This window comes from Paenarthrobacter sp. TA1.8 (genome assembly GCF_048595705.1).
Taxonomy (GTDB): Bacteria; Actinomycetota; Actinomycetes; order Actinomycetales; family Micrococcaceae; genus Arthrobacter; species Arthrobacter nitroguajacolicus.
Window position 1 is genome coordinate 55,652 of the sequence record NZ_CP184288.1, and the last position, 19,683, is coordinate 75,334.

The following is a 19,683-nucleotide window of genomic DNA, read 5'->3' on the forward strand; positions in this document are numbered from 1 at the left end:
CCGTGCGCTAAGAGACTGTCAACGTATAGTTGGGATTCGTTTTTAGATCTAGCCATGACGTCGCCTTGGGTGCTCGAGCGGGATCCCAAACGCCCTGGGCTCTGCTAAATCAAATCCCGCGGAGGTATACCACTGCGGCGCGGCCCTCAATTTAAGGATATCCAACACGTTCCCCACGCGGATGTCATCAACGTTAACGACTGTGCCCTGCTCGGAGTTGAGCAGTGTGATCATGTCAGGGACCGCGGCCGTTACAGCGCCATCCACAAGCACTAACAGGATCTCGTTTTGAATTTCAGCACGGATGATATGTCCTGTGCTTTCATCTTGGAGGGTTACACTGGACGGCTGCGCCGGCAGGCCTGGCCCCGTGGGCCGCGAAAGGCTCTCGATATGGCTCACTCGGGCACGGGCAATTCGTGTCGAGTCTAAGAGCTCTGAAAGCAAAAGGATCTTTTTCTCGACCGACGTCGTACGGGCGTTAAGGATCTGCCCGATTTGAATCATTCTTGTGACGGATCCGTGGACTCCATGCTCCTTTAATTGCTTCGCGGAGCACGGATACATAGCGGTGGCTGCCCATCCGCCGAGTTCTGTTACGAGAGCACGTACTAAAGTCTCCGCCCGCTGTGGGTCATCAGCTTCTACAAGAGCCCGCTCCCCGGTGACTCCCATAAGGGTGACGGGGCTGATCCCGACCCCGCCCATGGCAAGTGTAGTCTGGCTTATCAGAGGAAGAACGCGACCCATGGGATCGGAATCGATCACCGGAAGGGCGGACTGCAGGCCAACCATCAGAGGGATGATCCCATTGTAGTTAGCAGCAGCCAGTGAATAAACGGCCTTGACCTCTCGCCCGAGACGGACTTCCATGTCACTGATACAGGCCAAGAATTCATCGCCTACTGGGGGCATATCGGCTATGGAGAGGCCCTGCGTGACCATCCCGACTGCCACCACCAGATCATCCGCTGAAAGTTCGTCAACGGTGACAAGTTCCACGGGTTGGTCTTCCATGGCACGCGTGATCATTTGTTCGTAAAGGTAAATAGTGGTGGGATCTATGGTGCAAGCTAAAAAGTGGGCGCCGGTTCTAATGTTGCTGACATCATCAGCTGTAAGTAAAGTCCTCATGAGGCCTCTCTCCGCCGATGCAAGGGCAGTACCTTTTCGGTGTTAGTAGACCTGTCCCCTGCCGCTTGCACTCGGACTCGAACGATTCCCGGGTTGCCATAAGGCAAAGCAAAAACATTTGATTCAATGATTTGGGCTTGCTCGGGGCTTACGCCCAACTGCACCGCTGCCGATCGGGCATCCTCTTCAGCCTGGTTCTGCACGCGCTGAAGGTCAGCGGGTCCGTTGAAAGTTTCCAGCCTGTCGATCCAAGCAGTTAGCGGCGCCACCGCAGACCCCACCAGAGCTATGTGTTTCTCGCGTAGGGTTGCCACTAGGCCGAACGGCATCGGGTCTTGCTGTATCCCGCGGAGGTCGACAATCACGGAAGGTATACCAACAGGAATCGCATGCTGGACAGTGAAGGGTTCCAAAATGGCGGAGTTGCTCGCAAGACCGGCCTCGAAACCTTGGCTGATGAGGCTCCTAGTAACGGGTAGACCCTTTCGCGTCCGGCCCACGCCCACCCCCGCGTCAGTCGACAGAATCACTTCCCCTTCAGGGACTCCCGCCAAAGTGGCAGCACCGAGAAGTCCCATCGCTGTCTCGGCACGCAGTCCGTGTACTGGCACGGCGGTCAGCCAGGGGAGGGGGGATCGGCCACCGTCGTTCTTTGCAAAAGACAGGAGAGCTTGCGGAAAATACCGGCGACTCGCAGTTTCAAGCATAGCCACCAGCTCTTCTCCGCTCTCCATCAAAGAACTATTGAGGATGGCCGTATAGTCGCGGTCCCTAAAAACGCTGGAAAAGAAGTCACTGGAAATACTGATGCGCATCTCACTGTCGAGGCTTAAAATAGCGTCGGCGATACGGGTTTCATGGTCCTTTGAAGCAGTTGAACCTACTGATGTAATGGCGACATTTCGCACATCCGAGGCGAGCAAGGCTGGGAGGTCGGCCAAGAACCCCTCCAAGTCCAACCGAGCGAGGGGCCGTCCACGCAGATCATGTCCACCGGTGACGTGCACAACCTGGGTTAGGGCAGGTTCTACTTGAGCCGGCAGTACGGTCGCATGGAAAGCATCAGCGGGGGGACGGGGTGAGATACGGACCGCGAGGACCTTCCCTAACTGCCGCTGCTCTAGAACTCGTCCAACATCAGCAGTGATCTCCTCAATATCTGATCCAAACTCCCGGCGAAGCGCGGAAAAGGACGAATCCAGAGCATCCGAAAGGCGGGCAGCTTCCACCTCCCTAGCGGCAGCCAGCACAGTCCTTCCTTCTAGCACAACCGTCCGGCAGCCAGTTTCCCGTAGTTGCAACCCGACTCTCATTGATCAGCTTCTTGCTGTCTGGGCCAATTGTTGCTTACCACCAACGCCTCCAGACGTTTCCGTGAACGCGCCTCACTATCCGTCAACCCTCTACTAGCCGGTTCCAAGTGGCCGATGACTGGCATCACCGACCGGTTCAACATTCTGAGAAATCATTCGTCTACGCTATAGCCCCTATACGCTCGGGCTTGAAGCTACACCTAGGCAACGCTCCGGGTTTGACTATAACCTAAGGCAGAACCGGAAGACGGGCGCAGCGACAACCTTTATGGACCGCAGGCGCCGGGCCGACCGGTACGCCGCATGGCCGTCGCACATCCTGATTAACAGTTAAGGAGAATTGAACATCATGGCAACTATCTGCCTCACTTTCGATTTCGACGCTATCTCCGCGTGGGCGGGCACCTTCGGCCTTACCACGCCGCAATATGTGTCTCGTGGCGAATACGGCGCGAACGTCGCAACGCCTCGCATCCTCGACCTTCTTGAAAGAGAAGGTGTGAAGAGTACTTGGTATATCCCTGGCATGGACGTGGATACCTATCCTGAGGTGTGTCGACGTATCCGGGACGCCGGTCACGAGATCGGGCATCATGGCTACGCTCATGAAGGCCCGACCGCCCTTTCGGAGCAGGCCGAACGCGATGTGCTGGAACGGGGGCTCGATGCGCTGGACCGGGTCCTCGGCGTGAAGCCCTACGGCTACCGCTCACCAGCGTTTGACCTCTCACCCAATTCCACGCGGCTTCTCCATGAATACGGTTTCGCTTATGACTCAAGCATGATGGCCAATGATTTCGAGCTGTACAAGTGCCGCACCGGTGACATTATCCACACTGACAAAGCCGTCGAATTCGGACCGACGCTAGACCTCGTGGAGGTCCCCGTAACGTGGACCCTGGCCGACTTCCCATTCACGGAGTTCGTTCTGGCTCCCGGGATGCTCGTGCCCGGATCGACCGACGTCGAAGCAATGGCCCAGCGCTGGATGGCGGACCTGGACTTCATGATCGAGGAACACCCCACCGGCGTCTTCACACAGACATTCCACCCCCAGTCAATCGGCAGGGGAAGCCGTCTGCGTATCCTCGAGAGAATTATCCGAAGGGCAAAGGAACACGGAGCCGAATTCTCAACGGTGAACGACGCCGTGGTGAAGTGGGGAGCCCGGCAGGGCACGCTGCGCTGACCCAAAATGGTCCTAGTCAGTTGGTTGGACGGATGACTGCATTCCGCTAAACTCGCAGCAGCAACGCATGAAGGACCTCCGGCAACGGACCGTATGAACTGCCCCCCGAGAGTCGGCTTTTGAACGTCACTCCGTCTCTCGGGGAGCAGTCGGCGAAGAAACGGCGGACGTTAGGACCGTGTCCTCACATCTGTTCTACTACCACCGAGGGCCATAACCGAAGCGATAACCAAGGAAGGGCCGGCGACGGACCGACGGGTGCCGAACCAAGTGCATCCTTTAGGTGCGGTGATACTCCCCGCTAGGAGTGCTCCACTTGGGAAGTGTTGGTCAATGCGTGGCTGCGCTTCGTGCCGACGACGTTGAACTGCAGATTCAACACGATGGCACCGACACATGCTAGAACGATGCTGTTGTCGACGACGATTTGCAGCCCTGAAGGAAATTCTCCGAAGATGCCGGGCTTGCTGACAGGGATCATGGCCAAGCCCAGGCTGACACTGACGATGAGAAGATTTCCTGACTTGTGTAGATCGGCTTGACCCAAGATTCCAATCCCCACTGCGGCGACGCGGCCGAAGAGAACCATGGCGGCTCCGCCAAGGACAGGCATGGGAATGACCGCCTCAACTGCCGGCACCTTTGGAAATAGCAGAACGCCAGCTGCGGCGATGGCCCATCGGCTTTTTACACCTGAGAGGCAAGCCGTGCCGGCGGAAGTCCTTGATGCTGCTCTGGGGTTGGCGCCGGCGGAAAGCTATGGGGATAAGCCGCTGTCCTTTTGGCGTCTCGGCGATCTTGCCTTTGCGAGCGTTGTCGCGAGCACACATCCGTTGGCTTCCAAACCGGCCCGATCGAACTTTCGCTCCTGAATCAGTACCGGCAACTGGTGTTTGGACCACATCGCAGTCATCTCCCCACCAATGAATACCGGCTGACGCCCTCGAGCTGGATCATGCATAGCTACGCCCAGGTTCTCCCGCCATTGCGAAAGGGGCTTGGGCTGGGCAATCATGCCGAAACACCTCTGGTGCAGGAAGGGATTGACTCGGGTGAGCTGGTTGAACTCGTGCTGGCCCCTTACCCGATGACCGATTGGACAGTTGGCGTTGACCTCATCTGGTCGGCCGAAGACATTCACGGCGCAGGAAGCCTGTGGCTGCGCGGCTAACTTTCAAGTCATCCCTCAAACGTGCTAACGAATACCGAAGTTGGTCGCCGGCGGTTGGCTGCATCACAGAAGAGTTCCCATCCGCCGGCATAACCCTCCCCGCGCGGGCCGTTGGCACCAGAACGAGGGGGGTCGCTGTCATCGCCCGCTGCGGCCGGGTACCTCGGCTCTGTGTGCTGTCTGGGATCTCTGGTATGCCGTCTCCCCTCCGAGTATGGTCCGTGCCACCCTCACCTGATCGAAGCTTTCGGAATTCGCGATCGGCCCTGTGAGAACCACCAGATCCGCCAGCTTCCCAACCTGAAGACTGCCGGTCTCCTTGGCGATGCCCGAGGCCTCGGCCGACCCGAGCGTGTACGCACGGATCGCGTCGTCGATGCTCAGCCGCTCCTCCGGCTGCGCGGGTGTGCGCGATTCAGCGTTGAAGGCGTGATGGTCCGCAGCTGGGGCTGTGCGGGTACACGCGGTGTGCAGTCCCCACAAGGGGTCCGGGCTGGTTACGGGCCAATCGCTGCCCATCGCGAGGTGCGCTCCGGCGTTTCGGAGGGCGCCGAAAGGAAAGTGATGGCGCGCCCGGCTGTCCCCGATAAGCGGGAACTTCCGCTCGAGAACTTCCTGGTCATTCCTCGCCCATAGCGGTTGCAAATTGGCCGTAACCTCCAACTCGGCAAATCTACCGATGTCGGCGGGATCGACGACGTCGAGGTGAGCTATCTGGTGTCGTTGCCCCGGGCCGTTGCGGCGCCGGGCGTGGGCGACCGCATCCAGGCACTCTCGGACAGCACGATCTCCAACGCCATGGAAGTGGATGCTCAGTCCCGCCGCATCAAGTTCCGCAGTGATGTCCGCGAGATGCCGGGGGCTGATGACTGAATCACCCCGGACTTCGGGGTGCACTCCTGTGTAGGGCTCGATGAGTGCGGCGGTGCAGTTCTCGCAGATGCCGTCCTGCATGATCTTCACGCTGCGAATCTTGAAGCCCGCCTCAGCGGCGGCCTGAATCTTTTCGAGTATCTCCGGGACACAGTCGGGTCCGGCCGCCGGCGGCCACCACATGGAACCCGTCACCCGGGCCCGCAGCGAACCCTCTGTGATTGTCTCGATATACGCCGGAAGGGAGTCCGGCAGAGTTAAGTAGGCGCCGAGGAGCGCATCATGCCACGCCGTGATGCCAAGGGAGAGCAGGTGCTGCTGGGCCGTCAGCAGCCCCCGGCGGAGATCCTCGGGTCGATGCGGAGGGATGAGCCGGGAAACCAGCTCGCCGGCGGCGTCCATGAGGACGCCAGTCGGCTCTCCCTGCTCGCCACGGACGATCCGGCCTGCCGCCGGATCAGCTGTTTCCCGGGTGATGCCAGCTCGGCGGAGAGCCTCCGTATTGGCCCAAACTCCGTGCGCGTCATGGCTCGTGAAGACAGCAGGCCGATCCGGCACGAGTTCATCGAGTAACTGCCGCGTGGGCAGCCCGCCTGTAAATACGTCGCCGAACCAACCGGACCCCACAACCCATTCTGAGTCATTCGTCAGGGCGAAATTTCGAATGATCCCGGCATATCCCTCGAGTGAATGTGCAGCGTCCAGATTGCAACCGAGAAGCGCCAGACCACCGGCTGTGGCGTGAATGTGTCCGTCGTGGAAACCAGGCAATACAGCAGCCCCCGCCGCTTGTATGTGTTCGGTCTCCGCAACTGCAAGCGCGAGGATCTCCTCATCGCTGCCGACGGCGGTGACAACCCCGTTCGTGACGGCCAACGCTGTGGCGCAGCTGCGCTCAGGAGACCACAGCTGAGCACCCGTGATGAGCAGGTTTGGAGCGCTCATGCCACCAGGACCTTGGCGATCGCAAAGCGCTTCCACAAGCCGTAAGTTATCGCCGGCACCACGAACCCAACCATCCAAGCAACGTCGACGAAACCAAGTGGCTCCGCCAAAGGACCGGTGTACATTGTGGTCACCATAAACGGGACCTGCGCGAGGATACCTACGAGGTAGCTCACCAACCCGATCCGGTCCCAACGACCGTACATTCCGCCGTCGCGGCGGAACATGTCATCCACTTCGTAGTGGCCTCTGCGCAGGATGAAATAGTCGACCAGGTTGATCGCCGACCAGGGAATAAGAACGTACAGCAAGATGGTGACGAAGTTGCCGAAGATGACGAGGAAGTCGTCCTTGCCTAACAACGCTCCGAGCATGGCGAGAAGAGCGTATATGACTGTCATGACGACCCTTTTGACTGTGTCAACACGAATCTTCGACGAGAGGGTCTCGAAAACGGTGAGAGAGCACATGACGCCGGAGTAGATGTTGGACGAGTTCATCACTGCTGAGGCGATTCCAAATGCGAAGAGCACGACTGGACCAAATCCGCCCAGTAGTCCTCCGAGCGCAGCCATGGCGTCACCGTCAGTGGTGGTGAGGCCTACAAAGGCTCCCAGGATCATGACGAGTACGGTCCCGGCGACTAGGCCGAGGTAGGTTGCCCAGAACGCCTGCTTCGCGCCGCCCTCGCGCGGCAGGTACCGCGAGTAGTCGGAGACGTACGGTGCGTAGGCTAGCTGCCAGGTGACGCCGATGGCGAGCATGCCGAAGAAGCCCGCCACGCTGAAGCCGAGGTCACTATGTCCTTCGAACGTCGAAGGGTTTGACGCTGCGATGAAGATGGAGATCACGACGAGTACCCCGATAACGATCGAGAACACACCCATGAGTTTGCGCACGAGGTCGTATCCAAAGATCGCCACCCCGAGCGCGATTACCGCACAGACGATGATGCCCGGGTTGATCAAGTCACTCTGAAACGCGGCTGAAAAGCTCTGGGCGGCAACGACGAGGTTCGAAGCGAAGAAGCCGAGGAACATAATGAGTGCTATGAGCGCCAGTATGCTCCCGCCGAAATAGCCAAACTGCCCGCGGGCTTGCAGCATCTGAGGAATTCCGAGCTGTGGTCCCTGGGCAGCGTGCAAAGCGGCGCCGAATCCACCGATGACATTACCGATCACTACTGCAGCAATCGTCCAGCCGAGTGACAGGCCAAACAGTGTAGGTCCGAGCGCGCCGGTGACAACCGTAAGCGGGAGCATATTGATTCCGAGCCATACGAAGAAGAGCCCACGACTGGTTCCGTGGCGTTCGTTGAGCGGAATTGGGCGGATATGGCGGCGTTCGAACCTAACAAGCTTCGTGCTTCCGTTCGAATCTCTAACGATATCGGTTTTCTCTGGCATGGGCACTCCTAAGTGCGGGGTAGCGGACACTGAAGTTGTCCGATTCGCCAGGATCTGCGAACGGATGGGCGTTCGCAGACTCCTCTATTCTTGTGGGTACTGACTTCACCCGAAAGCTTAAGCCCGTGAGTTGCATCACATAAACCATTGAATTGCGATTCGAGTCATCTGCAAATCAGATGACCATGACGCTTTGCTCTCGACTGCTACATCGGGGAACCGACAGCCTTCGGGTGAGAGGGCCTAGTTCTGTTGTTTCGTGGTGCTTGCCGGTCGAGCGGGTATTCCGGGGGAGCCACTACGCGCCCGGAACCACCCAGATCCAAGTCCTTGGCAGACGGAGCGTTCCACCACAGTGCGGGGCAGTACCCCATGTCCAGCGGTGGCGGAGCTCAGTTCCCGTGGGTTAGGAGTTTCTGGCCGTCGGTGCGCAGCTCTCCGGTCGGTGATACATGGCGGTAGAGAGTTTGGCGGGTGATGCCGAGTTCAGTGCAAAGGTCGCTGACTTTTGTTTCTGGTTTGCCCATGGATGCCATGGCGAGGCGAAGTTTTGCGGGAGTCATTTTGTACGGACGTCCGCCGTTGCGGCCGCGGGCGCGGGCGGCGGCGAGGCCGGCGAGGGTGCGTTCGGAGATCAGTTCGCGTTCGAATTCGGCGAGGGCGGCGAAGATTCCAAAGACCAGTTTGCCGGAGGCGGTGGTGGTGTCGATGGCCGCGCCTTGGCCGGTGAGGACTTTGAGTCCGATGCCGCGTTCAGTGAGGGTGTGGACGATGTTGACCAGGTGGCGCAGGTCCCGGCCCAGTCGGTCGAGTTTCCAGACGACCAGGGTATCCCCGTGGCGTAGCGCTTTGAGGCAGGAGGCCAGCTGGGGACGGTCGTCTTTCTTGCCGGACGCACGGTCTTCGTAGAGTGAGTCTGCGCCGATGCCGGCGGCAAGGAGTGTGTCGCGCTGCAGGTCGGTTGTTTGGGAGCCGTCGGCTTTCGAGACGCGCATGTAGCCGACGAACACGATTGACTCCTGTCATTTATACGTTCGTTAAAGTGACAATCGGATCGCGAATCTCGGCGAATCCAGAGTTCGTCACATATGTGACTGTTAGTTCGGAATGGCGGCTTTTCTGCAGGTCGGTTTGGCGGTTTAGGTGATTCCGATGACGAGTGTTGAGCGTGCAGCTTCGATGACGTCGTCGGTGATGGTGTTGAGCTCGTTGATTTTCATGACGCGCTCGACCTGTATGAAGAGCCGGTCGATGAGGCGGAAGTTTCCCCTGGTTATGCGGGCGACGGCGGCAATGGCCTGGGCGTCAGTGAAGTCGTCAGGGTCCAAGGCTTGCCCTAGCTTGTGCCAGCGGCGCTGCAGGACGAAATGCAGTTCTTCCTGTTCGAGGGGCCGGTATTCGTGGGCGAATCCGACACGGCTGTAGAGCTGGGGGTAGCGGCTGAACCATTTTTCGATCCCGGGCATGCCGATGAGGATCAGGGCTACGTTGTCGCGGTCGTAGCGGTCGCGCAACAGTTCAAGGGCTGTGGCGTTGAGGCGTTCTGATTCGTCAATAATGAGCAGCTCGACATATTTATTGACGCGGGTGTGGGGCCCTGTCCCCTTGCCGATGTCTGACAGGTGTTGGTCCACGCAGATCGACACGCGTGTGCTGGTGTGCTCGATGTCCGCGTGTATCTGTTTGGGGGTGGTGAGCACGGCGGGGGTGTAGAAGACGGTGCGGGAGCGGGAGAGTGCGGCGTAGACCTGGTGATCGGATTCTTCCCGGGGTCCCCACTCCTCCAGTAGCTTCTGTGCCTTGTGCCAGTTGGCATAGCGTCTGGCGGAGAGGGTCTTTCCGATTCCGGCCTGCCCGTAGCAGATGCCGATCGTGTGCTGGCGGCGCACCGCGTCCGCGAACTCCACAAACCGGCGGTGCTCTTTGGTGGCGATGAAGCTTTGCGTGGTCACAGGTCATCCTCCAGGTATGTGCGTAGCTTTGGGCGCTTCGTGGGTTGCTCGACAGAGGGCGGCGCCGAAGCTGGCTTCGGTGACGCTAAATCCGGTAAGTGCCGGGCCACGACGGCGATGCGCTGGTTTATTTGTCCGCGCAGTTCGCGGCGTCTGGCCGAGCGTGCGGCCTGGATGTCCTTGAGGGTGAGGGTTGAGGTTTCGTGGTCGGGGTCTACGGCTTTGCAAATGAACTGGTTCTTGTGGAAGATGCGGATCTCTGTGATGTCCCGGGGGTCGTAGCGGACAATGACGGGTTCGCGGACGTAGGCGGCCAGCAGTGGGGAGACGTACCTGAGTCCTTGGAAGTGCACGCCGTCGCGGTGGACGATCCGCGGTTTGGCAACGGTCAACAGGAGCAGGTTCAGTTCGTCCATGGTTGCCGGGAGCCGGGGCAGCCAGCCGTCCCCTACCCAGGCTTGGTGCGGGGTCGCCTTGATCTCTGGATGCTTCCGCTGGTGATAGTCCTCGATGATGAAGCGGCCGATGGCGGCATCCAGCTCTTTGAGGGTCAGCACCGGCGCGGGCGGCGTGTAGCCGCGGGTCAGGTGTCCGGGCAGTTCGGCCAGCAGCTCCGTATTGACGGTGCCGAAGAAGCGTTCAATTTTTCCGCGTCCCTGGGGTCTGGCGACTGTTGAGTAGGTGATTTCGAAGTGGAGGTCCTTCGCCGTCTGGGTGAGGTGGTTGCTGGTGAAGTCTGAGCCGTGGTCAACGTAGAGAACGTCGGGGATCCCGCACATCGGCCACCCTGTGCCGGCTTTGGGCCAGATGGCCTGCCGCAGTGCCAATGCGGTGTTCAGGGCCGATGGCGCCCCGAGGAAGATGGTGTAGCCGCAAATCGCTCGGGAGTAATCGTCCACGATGGTGGTGAGCCAAGGGCGCGCCGGTTTCATGTTCGCGTTCAGCACGAGGATGTCCAGTTCGGTGTGGTCGGCCTGCCAGATCGCGTTCGGCCCCTCGGCCCGGTGCCGCCATGCCAATTCATAGGTGTCACGGTAAGCGGCCGTTCCCAGCTGGGCGAGTGTCTTCATGCCGGGGTCAACGCCCGCAATGATGGAGCGGACGGTGCTGTAGGAGAGGGGTGGCCAGCCGTGGTCGGCGGCGACGCGGTTGGCTTTGCGGGCGATGGCAGCCACAGATAGGGGCGGGTTCACCAAAGCCAGCCCTTCGACGAGTGCGACCAGCTCGGAGGTGCTCCTGCGTCGGGTGGTCCCTCGGTTTGCACTAGCCAGTCCGGCGATGCCGTTGCGTTTGTGGGCCGCGTGCCAGCGCTGCAGTGTCCGAAGTCCGATGCCTTCGTGCTCAGCAAGGGCAGTAAGGGGCACGCCGTCTTCGATATGCCGGCGAAGGATTCGCCAGCGCACCAACGCTGTCTGGTCAGGCATGGAGGCAGTGTTACCGGTGAGGGTACCGCTGCCTCCGGCCGTCACCGGACTGTTTTCTGCCCTGAACGGCGCCGCGGCACGGCAGGGGCCGGTTCGCGCCGGAGTGCCCGGTAGACGGTGGTCCGGCTGACGCCCAGAACCTCGCCGATCTTCTCGACCGTCATGTCCTTTTGCTCATACATCCGGCGGGCGGTCCGGAGCTTGTCCTTGGTCAGCAACGGGGGCCGGCCGCCAACGCGCCCGCGCGCCCGTGCCGCCTGAAGCCCTGCGCTAGTCCGCTCACGGATCAGGTCCCGTTCGAACTCCGCCAGCGCCGCGAACACATGGAAGACGAGACGTCCGCCCGAGGAAGTTGTATCGATCGCCTCCTGCAGGGACCGGAACCCGATGCCACGCTCCTGGAGATCGGCGAGCTGGTCAATCAGATGTCGGATAGACCGGCCAAGCCGGTCCAGCCGCCACACAACCAAAGTGTCCCCGGGCCGCAGCTGATCCAGAACCTTGGTCAGTTCCGGCCGGGACTCCAGAGACCCGGAAGCCGTGTCCGTGAAGATGCGGTAGCAGCCGGCCGCCTTCAACGCGTCCTGCTGCAGAGCCGCGTCTTGGTCCCCGGTCGATACCCGGGCGTAGCCCAACAGATGTCCCATGCGCCCAAATGTACCAATACCCGTCAACCAGCAGAAGAACCGGCACATAGAATTCGGCACTAAGTTCCGCTACAAAATTCGGGGGTGCATTGAACCTCTTCAATGAGTCGGCTGGGTTGTAGCAAATACGGTCGTTTTTGACCTGTCAGCTGGTCCGCGGGCGAGTGGGCGACACGAGAACATGAGAACCCGGGTTCGGCGGCGTCACCGAACGTCCCCGCCGGGAAGTTCACCTGCTTGCAACAGCTGGTCCGCTACAGCCCGCGCATTCTCTTGACTGCCCCAGATCCACTCATTTGCGAACGCGTAGACGCGGGCATCGGTCTGCAGACCGACAACTACTCCGAGTGGCGGCCGAGACTTGGCCATACGCGCCACGCTGGACTTACTGACGCCTGTCATCTGGGCGACCGCTCGTTGGGTCATGCCCGAGTCAAGCAAGAGCGTTACCGCTTGCTGGATGGCCGTGTCGGCTGCCAGGTTGGCTTGATGGGCGAGCAGCCGGGCCTGGCTGATTGCTGCGGCGGCCGCTTGTTCAATACTCATTTCCGTAGTCATGAATCGACCGTACCAGAATTGCCCCATCGCTGGGGCAATATCGGGGCGAGTCTTTCTAGAAGATGAGTTCCCGGATGAACAGGGCGGCCACCACTCTGGTTCACCGCTCGTACCCTGCCCGTTGCTGGTGCTGCTGGTTCAGGCTCGCCGCCTGGGCTTTCGTTGCGCCAGTCCCTGGGGCTGCGGAGCGTATCTGCCACACATGACCCCATTCTGCCCTGTGGCAATCTCTTCGGGACGGTGCCGTGGTGGTCGCGTCCAGGCGGTCAGGTGAATGCCGTCAGTGGCGTCTACAGAACCCGCATAAACTCAATCCCATGAGTACAACGACGGCACCTCCAGAAAGCAAAACGGAGGCACCGCCCCGCAAGGGATGGGTATCAAGAACAGTGAGTCACCCGGTGACCCGCCGAGTCGCCGCCATAGCCTTGTTCACCTATCTCACGGTCTTCCTGCTGACCATCGCTGTTCATGCCGTCGCTCTGTTTGCCTTATGGAAATGGCCATGGCCGTCATATGACTGGGGCCCACTTGCCGATCGGTTCGTTACGAGTCCTGCAATGGCAGGTCTATTTGCTGTCTTTGCAGCAGTGATCGGGGCATGGTCCTTGAATCGACAGCTCAAACACACCAAACAGAAGGCCGAAGATGAGGCATGGTGGGAACAGTTCGAGTGGGTGACTGACCGCATCGTCTCCCCTAATCTGGATGCAAGCGAGAAGGCGAGCAAGACAAAGGACCCCCTGCCATTTTCAATGGCAATCAGCCTCATAAGGTCTCTGAAGAGCACCGCCAGGGCTCCCTTTCAGAAGGATGCTGTCGACGGAATTCTTAACCACTACCTAAAAGGCTCTCCGCAGAAAGACACACCCCTACCCGAACAGGACGAAACTGCCCCCGTGGATGAATCTTCCATGGACGCCGCAGGAGTGGAATCCCTTCGCGCTTTATTTGCCGAGTTCCCGTCAGACGAAAAATCGAGCCAGGTAGTCCGCGCCTGGGACCGACACTTCGAGTATGAGAATGACGTCTTGGCGGCACTTCGCCATAGGTTCGGACCGCTGGCTTCGAAACCGGGTTCTGACTTCGGGGCAGATGCAGTTATGACAATTGGTTCCCACAAACTGGTAGTAGAGGTCAAACAACTCGTCCCCAACCAGCACATCCTTGACAGGCAGGCCAAACGGCTTCGAATGGTCATGGATCGCGAGGGGGCTCACAGTGCAGTTATCATCACGCCTTCGCCATCGCTGGGTTCTCTTGCGAACCCAGTCGTTTCCGCGCATCTCGACAAGCTGAGTAAAGAGGGGATTCATCTCGTCGAGTGGTCACCATCTGAGAAATCTGGGGCCTTGCGCGACAGGATTCTGGCCACCCTTCCCGAAGCCAACAACCGCTAAATAGCTCACATAGAGTCCCCATACCCCTCCACGGATGGATAAGGATGAAGCCCTGCACAGCTTGTTGCTGTACAGGGCTTTTGCGTGGCCGGTTTTAGCGTACGTAGTCGGAGTCTTGTCGGCGGTGTTGTTCCGGCGTTCTTGGTGTGGCCGCTGTGGTCGTGGATGCCGTGGCCGCGGCTCCCGGCGGAGTCGGGAATGATGCGTTCATGAGGCGCTGCATCTTCTCCATGCGCGGGTCAACTTCGGCAGCGGCTTCGGGCTGTGGCTGTTCGTCCGGTTTTGAAGCATCGGCCATGAGCTGGTCGATACGTGCCGAGTTGGTTTGAGCAGCCTTGAGTGCGTCGGCGTGCTTGAACGGTTCCGCCAGCGCCTTGTCTGCTTGCTCGATACGGGTGAGGGCTTCCTGGCGTCGTGTCTCGACGTCAGCGGCGAGCCTTGGCAACGAGGACACCCTGTTTTCGAGTTGCCTGATCGTGCCAAGGTCAGCTGAGAGCAGACCCTTACGGGATATCTGGGTGGTCGCCCTGGGCACACCCTCCACACGTACCTCCACCGTGGAACGGTCGAGGTCCCGTCCGGGTACGAGCTTGGCGCGCAGTTCGTGGCCTCCGATGTTGGCGATCGTGCCGAGTTCGTCGTACCCGTAGAGGTTCATGAGCCGGTGGCCTTGTCGTCCTGCCCATGCCCGGAGAGCTTCGGCGGCGTCGGTTCTGTTGTCAAAGCTCTGCCCGCCGATGGTGGCTTTGAAGGCGTCCGCGGTGGTGTCCACGGTCCGCGCTACGGCGGCGTGGATCAGTGGCAGGTCTTGGGCTGCTAAGTCAGCTGCGGCTTGTTCTCCGCGTTTGGTGTGGTTCACCGCGACCAGGTTGCGGTTGTACGCCCGGTCCAGACGGGACAGGCGGGCCAGTTCCTGGTCCGCGACGGCCTTTTCCAGTACCAGCGGGTTGCCGCTGGTGATGGCTTTGGCTTGGGCGAAGTTCAGGGTGTTGTCCCCGATGTCTTCAATTTCCCGGACGTCCAGGCGGCCGCGCATGATCTGGTTGATGAACCGGGATTTGCGTTCCAGTCCTTGCCACATGAAGGAATCGAAGGACTCCTTGGTGACGACTTGGGAGATTCGGACCTCGGGGTTTTGGTTGCCTTGGCGCAGGATGCGGCCGTGGCGTTGTTCGACGTCGGACGGCCGCCACGGGGCGTCCATGTCCACCAGGTGCACGGCACGTTTTTGAATGTTCGTGCCGACACCCATTTTCGATGTTGAGCCAACGAGCACCGCGATCTGTCCGGAACGGGCGGCCGCGAACAGCCGGCCTTTCTCGTTGTCGTTCTTGGCTTCATGGATGAACCTGACCATGTGTTCGGGCACTCCCCTGCGCCGGAGCTGGTCCTTGAGCTCCCCGTAGACGTTCCACTTCTCCGAGGGCGTGCCGAAGTCACAGAACACCAGTTGCAGAGCACCACGGGCTGGTTCCGGCTCCCCAGTGGAGGGGTCGGTGTAGATGCGGTCTTTGTGTTCTTCGTAGACGCTGGCCAGCAGGTCGGCTGCGGCGCTGATCTTCGTGGCTCCGTGCTGGAACAGTCCGGGATCCACGAGTCTCATGTCCAGGGCGGCTTTGCGGCCGTCTGAAGAGACTTTGAGCATGTTGTCTTCCTCAGAGGCGACAAGGCGTTGCTGGATGGCATCGACGCGGTTGCCGATGTCCTGAATATAGGCGCGCAGTTCGGGGCTTGGTTCGACGGCGAGCATGTTGGGCTGGCGGAGCCCGTCCCCGTTCCGTGGGGCGAGGGCCGGGATGGGCAGTTTGAGGTCTTCGGCGGTTTTGACGTCTGCGAAGGTGTGGAACATTTTCAGCAGTTCGGGGACGTTTTGGAACTTCGCGAACCGGCTCTTGAGTTTGAACCGGTCGCCGCCGGCGACGGAGAGTTCCATTTCTTCAACAACCTGCCCGAAGGTCGCGGCCCAGGTGTTGAAGTCCTTGATGCCGGCTGCTTGGAGCAGGTCCGGGCGCAGGTAGCGCTGCATGACGTACATTTCCGTGACGGAGTTCGCGATCGGTGTTGCCGTGGCACCGGTGATCACGCGCCGTCCTTCGCGTTCGCGCAGGAACTCGGTCTTCATGTGAAGGTCCGATGCCCTGTTGGAGCCTTGGATTGCGGCGCCGGAGATGTTGGACGGTGTCCGGAGGTTTTTGTAGTCGTGCAGCTCGTCCACGACGAGGTAGTCAATGCCGGTTTCCTCGAAGCTGATCCCGGGGTCGGCGGGAGTGTCGAGCTTGGCCTTGAGCGTTTCTTCCTGGGCCAGCACTGCCTTTTCCAGCCGTTTGATGATGCTGGCGTTGGCTCGGCCGTTGTCCTGGCCGTTGTTCTTGACGGCTTCCAGCTCCGCCCGCATCTGAATGACTTCAGCGTTGATGTAGGCGGCTTCGGCTTCCGGACTAAGGCTCACTCGTTGGAACGCGGTGCGGGTCATGATCACGGCGTCCCACTGGTTCGCAGCCGCCCGGGCCACGAACTGGCGGCGCTTGTCGCCTGCGAGGTCAGTCGATGAGGCGGCGAGGATGCGCGCCTGCGGGTAGATCTGCAGCCATTCCCGGGCGAACTGTTCGAGCATGTGGTTCGGGACAATGACGGCAGGCTTGTTAACCATGCCCAAGCGGCGAAGCTCCATCACACCCATGACCATCTCTGCAGTCTTTCCCGCACCAACCTGGTGGAACAGGCCAACGGCTGGTTCAGAGAGCATCCGCGCCACAGCGGCACGCTGGTGCGGGCGTGGCGAGAAGTCTTTGGCCATGCCGGGCAGGGTCAGCCTCTCCCCTTCGGTGCTGTAGTCCCGGAGCACGATGGAGTTGAAACGACGGTTGTATTCGTCGATGAGGCGGTTGGCCCGTTCGGGTTCCTCCCATACCCATTCGCTGAACCGTTCCTGCAGCAGCTGCGCTTTTTCCTGTGCGGCTGCGGTTTCTGTGGGGTTCAGGATCCGGCGCTTGTCTTCATTTTCGTCGGTGACCCGGACTGGCCTTTGTTCGAGGACCTGCTTGAGGATGTCGGAGGCTGGCATCCGCTGAGTGCCCCAGTTACTCGTGGCCGCAAGGGTGTGGCGGTTGGCTTTGACGTCCCACATGGACCCTGCTGCGTTCGAGACGGTGGCGTAGGGGTCGTTAAGGATTTCGCGGACGAACTCCTGGTGGGTGTCGGCGTCGATCCAGACAGCGCCGAGGCGTCCTTCCACTTCGTCCATGCGCAGCGGTTCTGGAATGGCCTGGGTGAGGGCATGAACGTTGGCGTTGAACCGTTCGTCGCTGAGCGCGGCGGCTTGGGCGATTTCCAGCTTTTCGCGGACGTTCCCGGAGAGATATTCGGCGCGGGTTTGGAAGGTTTCGTCCGGGCCAGGGACTTGGTAGATGCTCTCCCCCATGGCCGCACGGGTTTCCTCCACACTGATGCCCAGCAAGGACGCGGCGTAATCCAGATCAACCTCACCCACGGTATCGAGGGTGACGGTGAGCGCTTCCTCGGCAGTATCCACACCAAGAATGGGTCGGCGGGGCTGAACTTGGCGACTGGAGAGCAGAGCAGCGGGTGTAGCGGTCTGCTTGGCCTCGTCAAAGTTCTCCAGCGCCTTGACCAAGGGCCCGAACGGGTCACGGCCAAGGATCGACACAGCACGGGGTGTGATGCGGGCCTGGATAGGCTCCTGAGTCTCTTCATCCACACGTCCGGTGTCCCGGAGCGTGAAGCGGTTGATCGGCCCGTAGGTCTCCACGTACTGGCTGTACGCGGTCTTCAGCTCGTCACGCAGGGCATCGATGTCGGCGGTGTCGTCGCGGCTGTCGGCTTCTGCGGTGAGGAGTTTCCGGCCGGCGTCCCTGAGTCCCAGAAGGGCGCGGAGTTCGGCGGCCTGGGTCTTGGGAACGGCGAGTTCGGTGTGGGAGCCGTTTTCGACCACGGTGAAGCCGGTGTCGTTGGCGCTGATGTGGCCCTCCCATTCCTTGGCACCTGCCGGGACGTAAGCGGCACGCTGACGTTCCTGTTCCTCGGTGCGGGCAGTGATGACAAGGCCTGCGGCCTTGGCCTCGACCACGACGTCGGCCAGGGCAGCGTTCAAGCGCTCCGGGACAGCGGAGAGGTCATCGGCCGTCAGTTGCAGGGTTTCGGCCCCGTACATGCCGTGGGACACGTGCAGATCCCCCAACAAACGCTCGGGGTGCTCATCGAAGTAGGAGTTCAGGCGGGTGATGGTCCCGTCGATCCTGCGGGCACTGACGGTCTCCCAGAGTGTTGAGGCCGGTTCCTGCCCGGGTTCCCTGCGGCGGAAGATCAGCAAGTCGGTCATCGCGTCGGTGCCGGCTGCTTTGCGGTGCGAACCGGTTGGCAGGCGGACCGCCCCCACAAGGTCGGCCAGCTGGTTCATTTCCCGCCGTGCTGCCGGGTTGGTGCCGTCCAGGGTGAAGCTGGACGTCAGCACAGCCACCATGCCACCCGGGCGGGTCAGTTCCAAGGATTTGAGGATGAAGTGGTTGTGGATCGAGTGTTCCCCGGCATTGTGGCGGGGATCGTGCAGCGTGACGTTAGCGAAGGGAACGTTGCCGATGGCAAGGTCAAAGTGGCCGGTGGGGAGTTTCGTGTCCGCGAAGGACTCCGCCCGGACAGTGGCCTCAGGGTAGAGGGCTTGGGAGATGGCGGCCGTGGTCGGGTCCAGCTCAACGCCGGTCATTTCGGCTGAGTCAGGGGCGAAGCCGATGAAGGTGCCGACACCGGATCCCGGTTCCAGCACCGTGCCACCGTCGAATCCGAGGTCCTGCACCGCTGACCACATGGCCTTCACGTAGGCAGCGTCGGTGTAGTGAGCGTTGATCGTGGTACGGCGCGCGGCGTCGTATTGTGCCTCGCTCAGGAGGCTGCGCAGGTGTTCTCGGTCCCCCGCGTATTCCTCGCGGCTTTCATCAAAGATTTGGAAGACACCTTGCGCTCCCCAACTCCCCCACCGTGCCAGCGAAGTCTTTTCAGCCTCTGTGGCTGGCCGGTCCTCGGTCTGCAACGTTTGAAGCACCTCGAGGGCTTCAAGGTTCGCCCTAATGCGACTCCGCGCACCGGACGGCGCCAAGTCCTCTTGAGACGTCGGGCGGAACCTGCCCGCTTCGGTGTCTAGTAGAGCTGTTCCCGGAGCTTGTCCACTTCCCTCATCGAGTCCAGGTACTCCTGAATACTCGGATTCACGTACTCGTCCTCTTCGTCCTCGCCCTCCGTCTCCGGCGGCGACAGCAGTTCGTACCGGACGATCTCCTCGGCTTGGTTCCGTGCCGCGTTCAACCTGCCGACCTTCTCCAGATACCCCTCCCCTTTCGGGTCCGGGCCGGCCAGCTTGATCTGCAGCTCGTCCACTTGTTCCTGGGCCTGCTCCCCCAGCTTGGTAAAGAACTCGTCCGGGTTCTGAACCTGGCTGTACTGCGTTGGACTGGCTGTCTTCCAGGCTTCCTGAGCCTGCCTGCCGTACTTGTTCATTGCGATCCTCCTCTGGTGCCGCCCACAAAGCGTCAAAGCTCAGCTGGCCATCGATTTGCTTCCTGCGTCCCGCCATGGACTACTCCCCCTGGTGCCTCTTCTGGTTCGAGGCTCACGGTAGCGGGGATGCATCTGGGTTTCCTGTCACATGGGGATCGCGGGG

At 60.6% G+C, this 19,683-nt stretch carries 14 protein-coding genes and 1 pseudogene; 3 read left to right on the forward strand and 12 right to left on the reverse strand.

What is annotated here, in order from left to right; genetic code table 11:
- Positions 1-48: 48 nt before the first annotated feature.
- Both ACNAOT_RS23155 and ACNAOT_RS23160 read right to left on the reverse strand, forming a co-directional pair.
- A complete protein-coding gene (locus ACNAOT_RS23155) occupies positions 49-1,134 on the reverse strand; it encodes a DUF917 domain-containing protein (protein WP_193594597.1) in 1,086 nt (361 codons plus the stop codon).
- Positions 1,131-2,447, reverse strand: coding sequence for a hydantoinase/oxoprolinase N-terminal domain-containing protein (locus ACNAOT_RS23160; RefSeq protein WP_193594596.1), 1,317 nt, complete (start codon positions 2,445-2,447; stop codon positions 1,131-1,133). The genes ACNAOT_RS23155 and ACNAOT_RS23160 overlap by 4 nt, the downstream gene beginning before the upstream one ends.
- 349 nt (positions 2,448-2,796) lie before the next feature.
- Here ACNAOT_RS23160 and ACNAOT_RS23165 point away from each other — a divergent pair, with 349 nt between their 5' ends.
- Positions 2,797-3,636, forward strand: a complete 840-nt coding sequence (locus ACNAOT_RS23165; protein WP_193594614.1) for a polysaccharide deacetylase family protein — start codon at positions 2,797-2,799, stop codon at positions 3,634-3,636.
- Positions 3,637-3,937: 301 nt separating this feature from the next.
- Here the strand turns inward: ACNAOT_RS23165 and ACNAOT_RS23170 are convergent.
- A pseudogene (locus tag ACNAOT_RS23170) lies at positions 3,938-4,324 on the reverse strand (solute carrier family 23 protein); the annotation flags it as partial.
- 342 nt (positions 4,325-4,666) lie between these two features.
- On the opposite strand from ACNAOT_RS23170, the gene ACNAOT_RS23175 reads away from it, so the two are divergent.
- Entirely contained in the window at positions 4,667-4,807 is a 141-nt protein-coding gene (locus tag ACNAOT_RS23175) for a hypothetical protein (RefSeq protein WP_193594595.1), read from the forward strand.
- A gap of 138 nt (positions 4,808-4,945) precedes the next feature.
- On the opposite strand, the gene ACNAOT_RS23180 is transcribed toward ACNAOT_RS23175, so the two are convergent.
- The 7 genes from ACNAOT_RS23180 to ACNAOT_RS23210 all read right to left on the reverse strand — a co-directional run bounded on the left by ACNAOT_RS23180 (position 4,946) and on the right by ACNAOT_RS23210 (position 12,600).
- Positions 4,946-6,625 (reverse strand): amidohydrolase, encoded by a 1,680-nt coding sequence (locus ACNAOT_RS23180; protein WP_193594594.1) that lies wholly within the window; start codon positions 6,623-6,625, stop codon positions 4,946-4,948.
- Complete coding sequence (locus ACNAOT_RS23185; RefSeq protein WP_193594593.1) at positions 6,622-8,031, reverse strand: purine-cytosine permease family protein; 1,410 nt, start codon at positions 8,029-8,031, stop codon at positions 6,622-6,624. The genes ACNAOT_RS23180 and ACNAOT_RS23185 overlap by 4 nt, the downstream gene beginning before the upstream one ends.
- Positions 8,032-8,423: 392 nt before the next feature.
- Positions 8,424-9,041, reverse strand: coding sequence for a recombinase family protein (locus ACNAOT_RS23190; RefSeq protein WP_193594592.1), 618 nt, complete (start codon positions 9,039-9,041; stop codon positions 8,424-8,426).
- 129 nt (positions 9,042-9,170) lie between these two features.
- Complete coding sequence (locus tag ACNAOT_RS23195) at positions 9,171-9,983, reverse strand: AAA family ATPase (protein WP_193594591.1); 813 nt, start codon at positions 9,981-9,983, stop codon at positions 9,171-9,173.
- Complete coding sequence (locus ACNAOT_RS23200; protein WP_193594590.1) at positions 9,980-11,407, reverse strand: Mu transposase C-terminal domain-containing protein; 1,428 nt, start codon at positions 11,405-11,407, stop codon at positions 9,980-9,982. The genes ACNAOT_RS23195 and ACNAOT_RS23200 overlap by 4 nt, the downstream gene beginning before the upstream one ends.
- Positions 11,408-11,448: 41 nt before the next feature.
- The gene (locus ACNAOT_RS23205) at positions 11,449-12,054 is read right to left on the reverse strand and encodes a recombinase family protein (protein WP_193594589.1); all 606 of its coding nucleotides are present in this window, start codon (positions 12,052-12,054) and stop codon (positions 11,449-11,451) included.
- 204 nt (positions 12,055-12,258) lie between these two features.
- Positions 12,259-12,600 carry a hypothetical protein gene (locus tag ACNAOT_RS23210; protein ID WP_420181228.1) on the reverse strand — a complete coding sequence of 114 codons (342 nt, stop codon included), beginning with the start codon at positions 12,598-12,600 and terminating at the stop codon, positions 12,259-12,261.
- Positions 12,601-12,929: 329 nt separating this feature from the next.
- Here ACNAOT_RS23210 and ACNAOT_RS23215 point away from each other — a divergent pair, with 329 nt between their 5' ends.
- On the forward strand, positions 12,930-14,012 hold the full coding sequence (locus ACNAOT_RS23215; protein WP_227471754.1) for a hypothetical protein: 1,083 nt from the start codon (positions 12,930-12,932) through the stop codon (positions 14,010-14,012).
- 94 nt (positions 14,013-14,106) lie between these two features.
- On the opposite strand, the gene ACNAOT_RS23220 is transcribed toward ACNAOT_RS23215, so the two are convergent.
- Together ACNAOT_RS23220 and ACNAOT_RS23225 are read right to left on the reverse strand one after the other, a co-directional pair.
- Positions 14,107-19,068 carry a helicase-related protein gene (locus ACNAOT_RS23220; RefSeq protein WP_420181229.1) on the reverse strand — a complete coding sequence of 1,654 codons (4,962 nt, stop codon included), beginning with the start codon at positions 19,066-19,068 and terminating at the stop codon, positions 14,107-14,109.
- A 95-nt stretch (positions 19,069-19,163) separates the two neighbouring features.
- Positions 19,164-19,520 carry a TnpV protein gene (locus ACNAOT_RS23225; protein ID WP_420181230.1) on the reverse strand — a complete coding sequence of 119 codons (357 nt, stop codon included), beginning with the start codon at positions 19,518-19,520 and terminating at the stop codon, positions 19,164-19,166.
- Between the last annotated feature and the right edge of the window lie 163 nt (positions 19,521-19,683).

Excerpts from the sequence above, each read along its gene's own strand:
- ACNAOT_RS23155 (WP_193594597.1), bottom strand. The coding sequence starts at position 1,134 with ATGAGGACTTTACTTACAGCTGATGATGTCAGCAACATTAGAACCGGC.
- ACNAOT_RS23160 (WP_193594596.1), bottom strand. The coding sequence starts at position 2,447 with ATGAGAGTCGGGTTGCAACTACGGGAAACTGGCTGCCGGACGGTTGTG.
- ACNAOT_RS23165 (WP_193594614.1), top strand. The coding sequence starts at position 2,797 with ATGGCAACTATCTGCCTCACTTTCGATTTCGACGCTATCTCCGCGTGG.
- ACNAOT_RS23180 (WP_193594594.1), bottom strand. The coding sequence starts at position 6,625 with ATGAGCGCTCCAAACCTGCTCATCACGGGTGCTCAGCTGTGGTCTCCT.
- ACNAOT_RS23185 (WP_193594593.1), bottom strand. The coding sequence starts at position 8,031 with ATGCCAGAGAAAACCGATATCGTTAGAGATTCGAACGGAAGCACGAAG.
- ACNAOT_RS23200 (WP_193594590.1), bottom strand. The coding sequence starts at position 11,407 with ATGCCTGACCAGACAGCGTTGGTGCGCTGGCGAATCCTTCGCCGGCAT.
- ACNAOT_RS23205 (WP_193594589.1), bottom strand. The coding sequence starts at position 12,054 with ATGGGACATCTGTTGGGCTACGCCCGGGTATCGACCGGGGACCAAGAC.
- ACNAOT_RS23210 (WP_420181228.1), bottom strand. The coding sequence starts at position 12,600 with ATGAGTATTGAACAAGCGGCCGCCGCAGCAATCAGCCAGGCCCGGCTG.
- ACNAOT_RS23215 (WP_227471754.1), top strand. The coding sequence starts at position 12,930 with ATGAGTACAACGACGGCACCTCCAGAAAGCAAAACGGAGGCACCGCCC.
- ACNAOT_RS23225 (WP_420181230.1), bottom strand. The coding sequence starts at position 19,520 with ATGAACAAGTACGGCAGGCAGGCTCAGGAAGCCTGGAAGACAGCCAGT.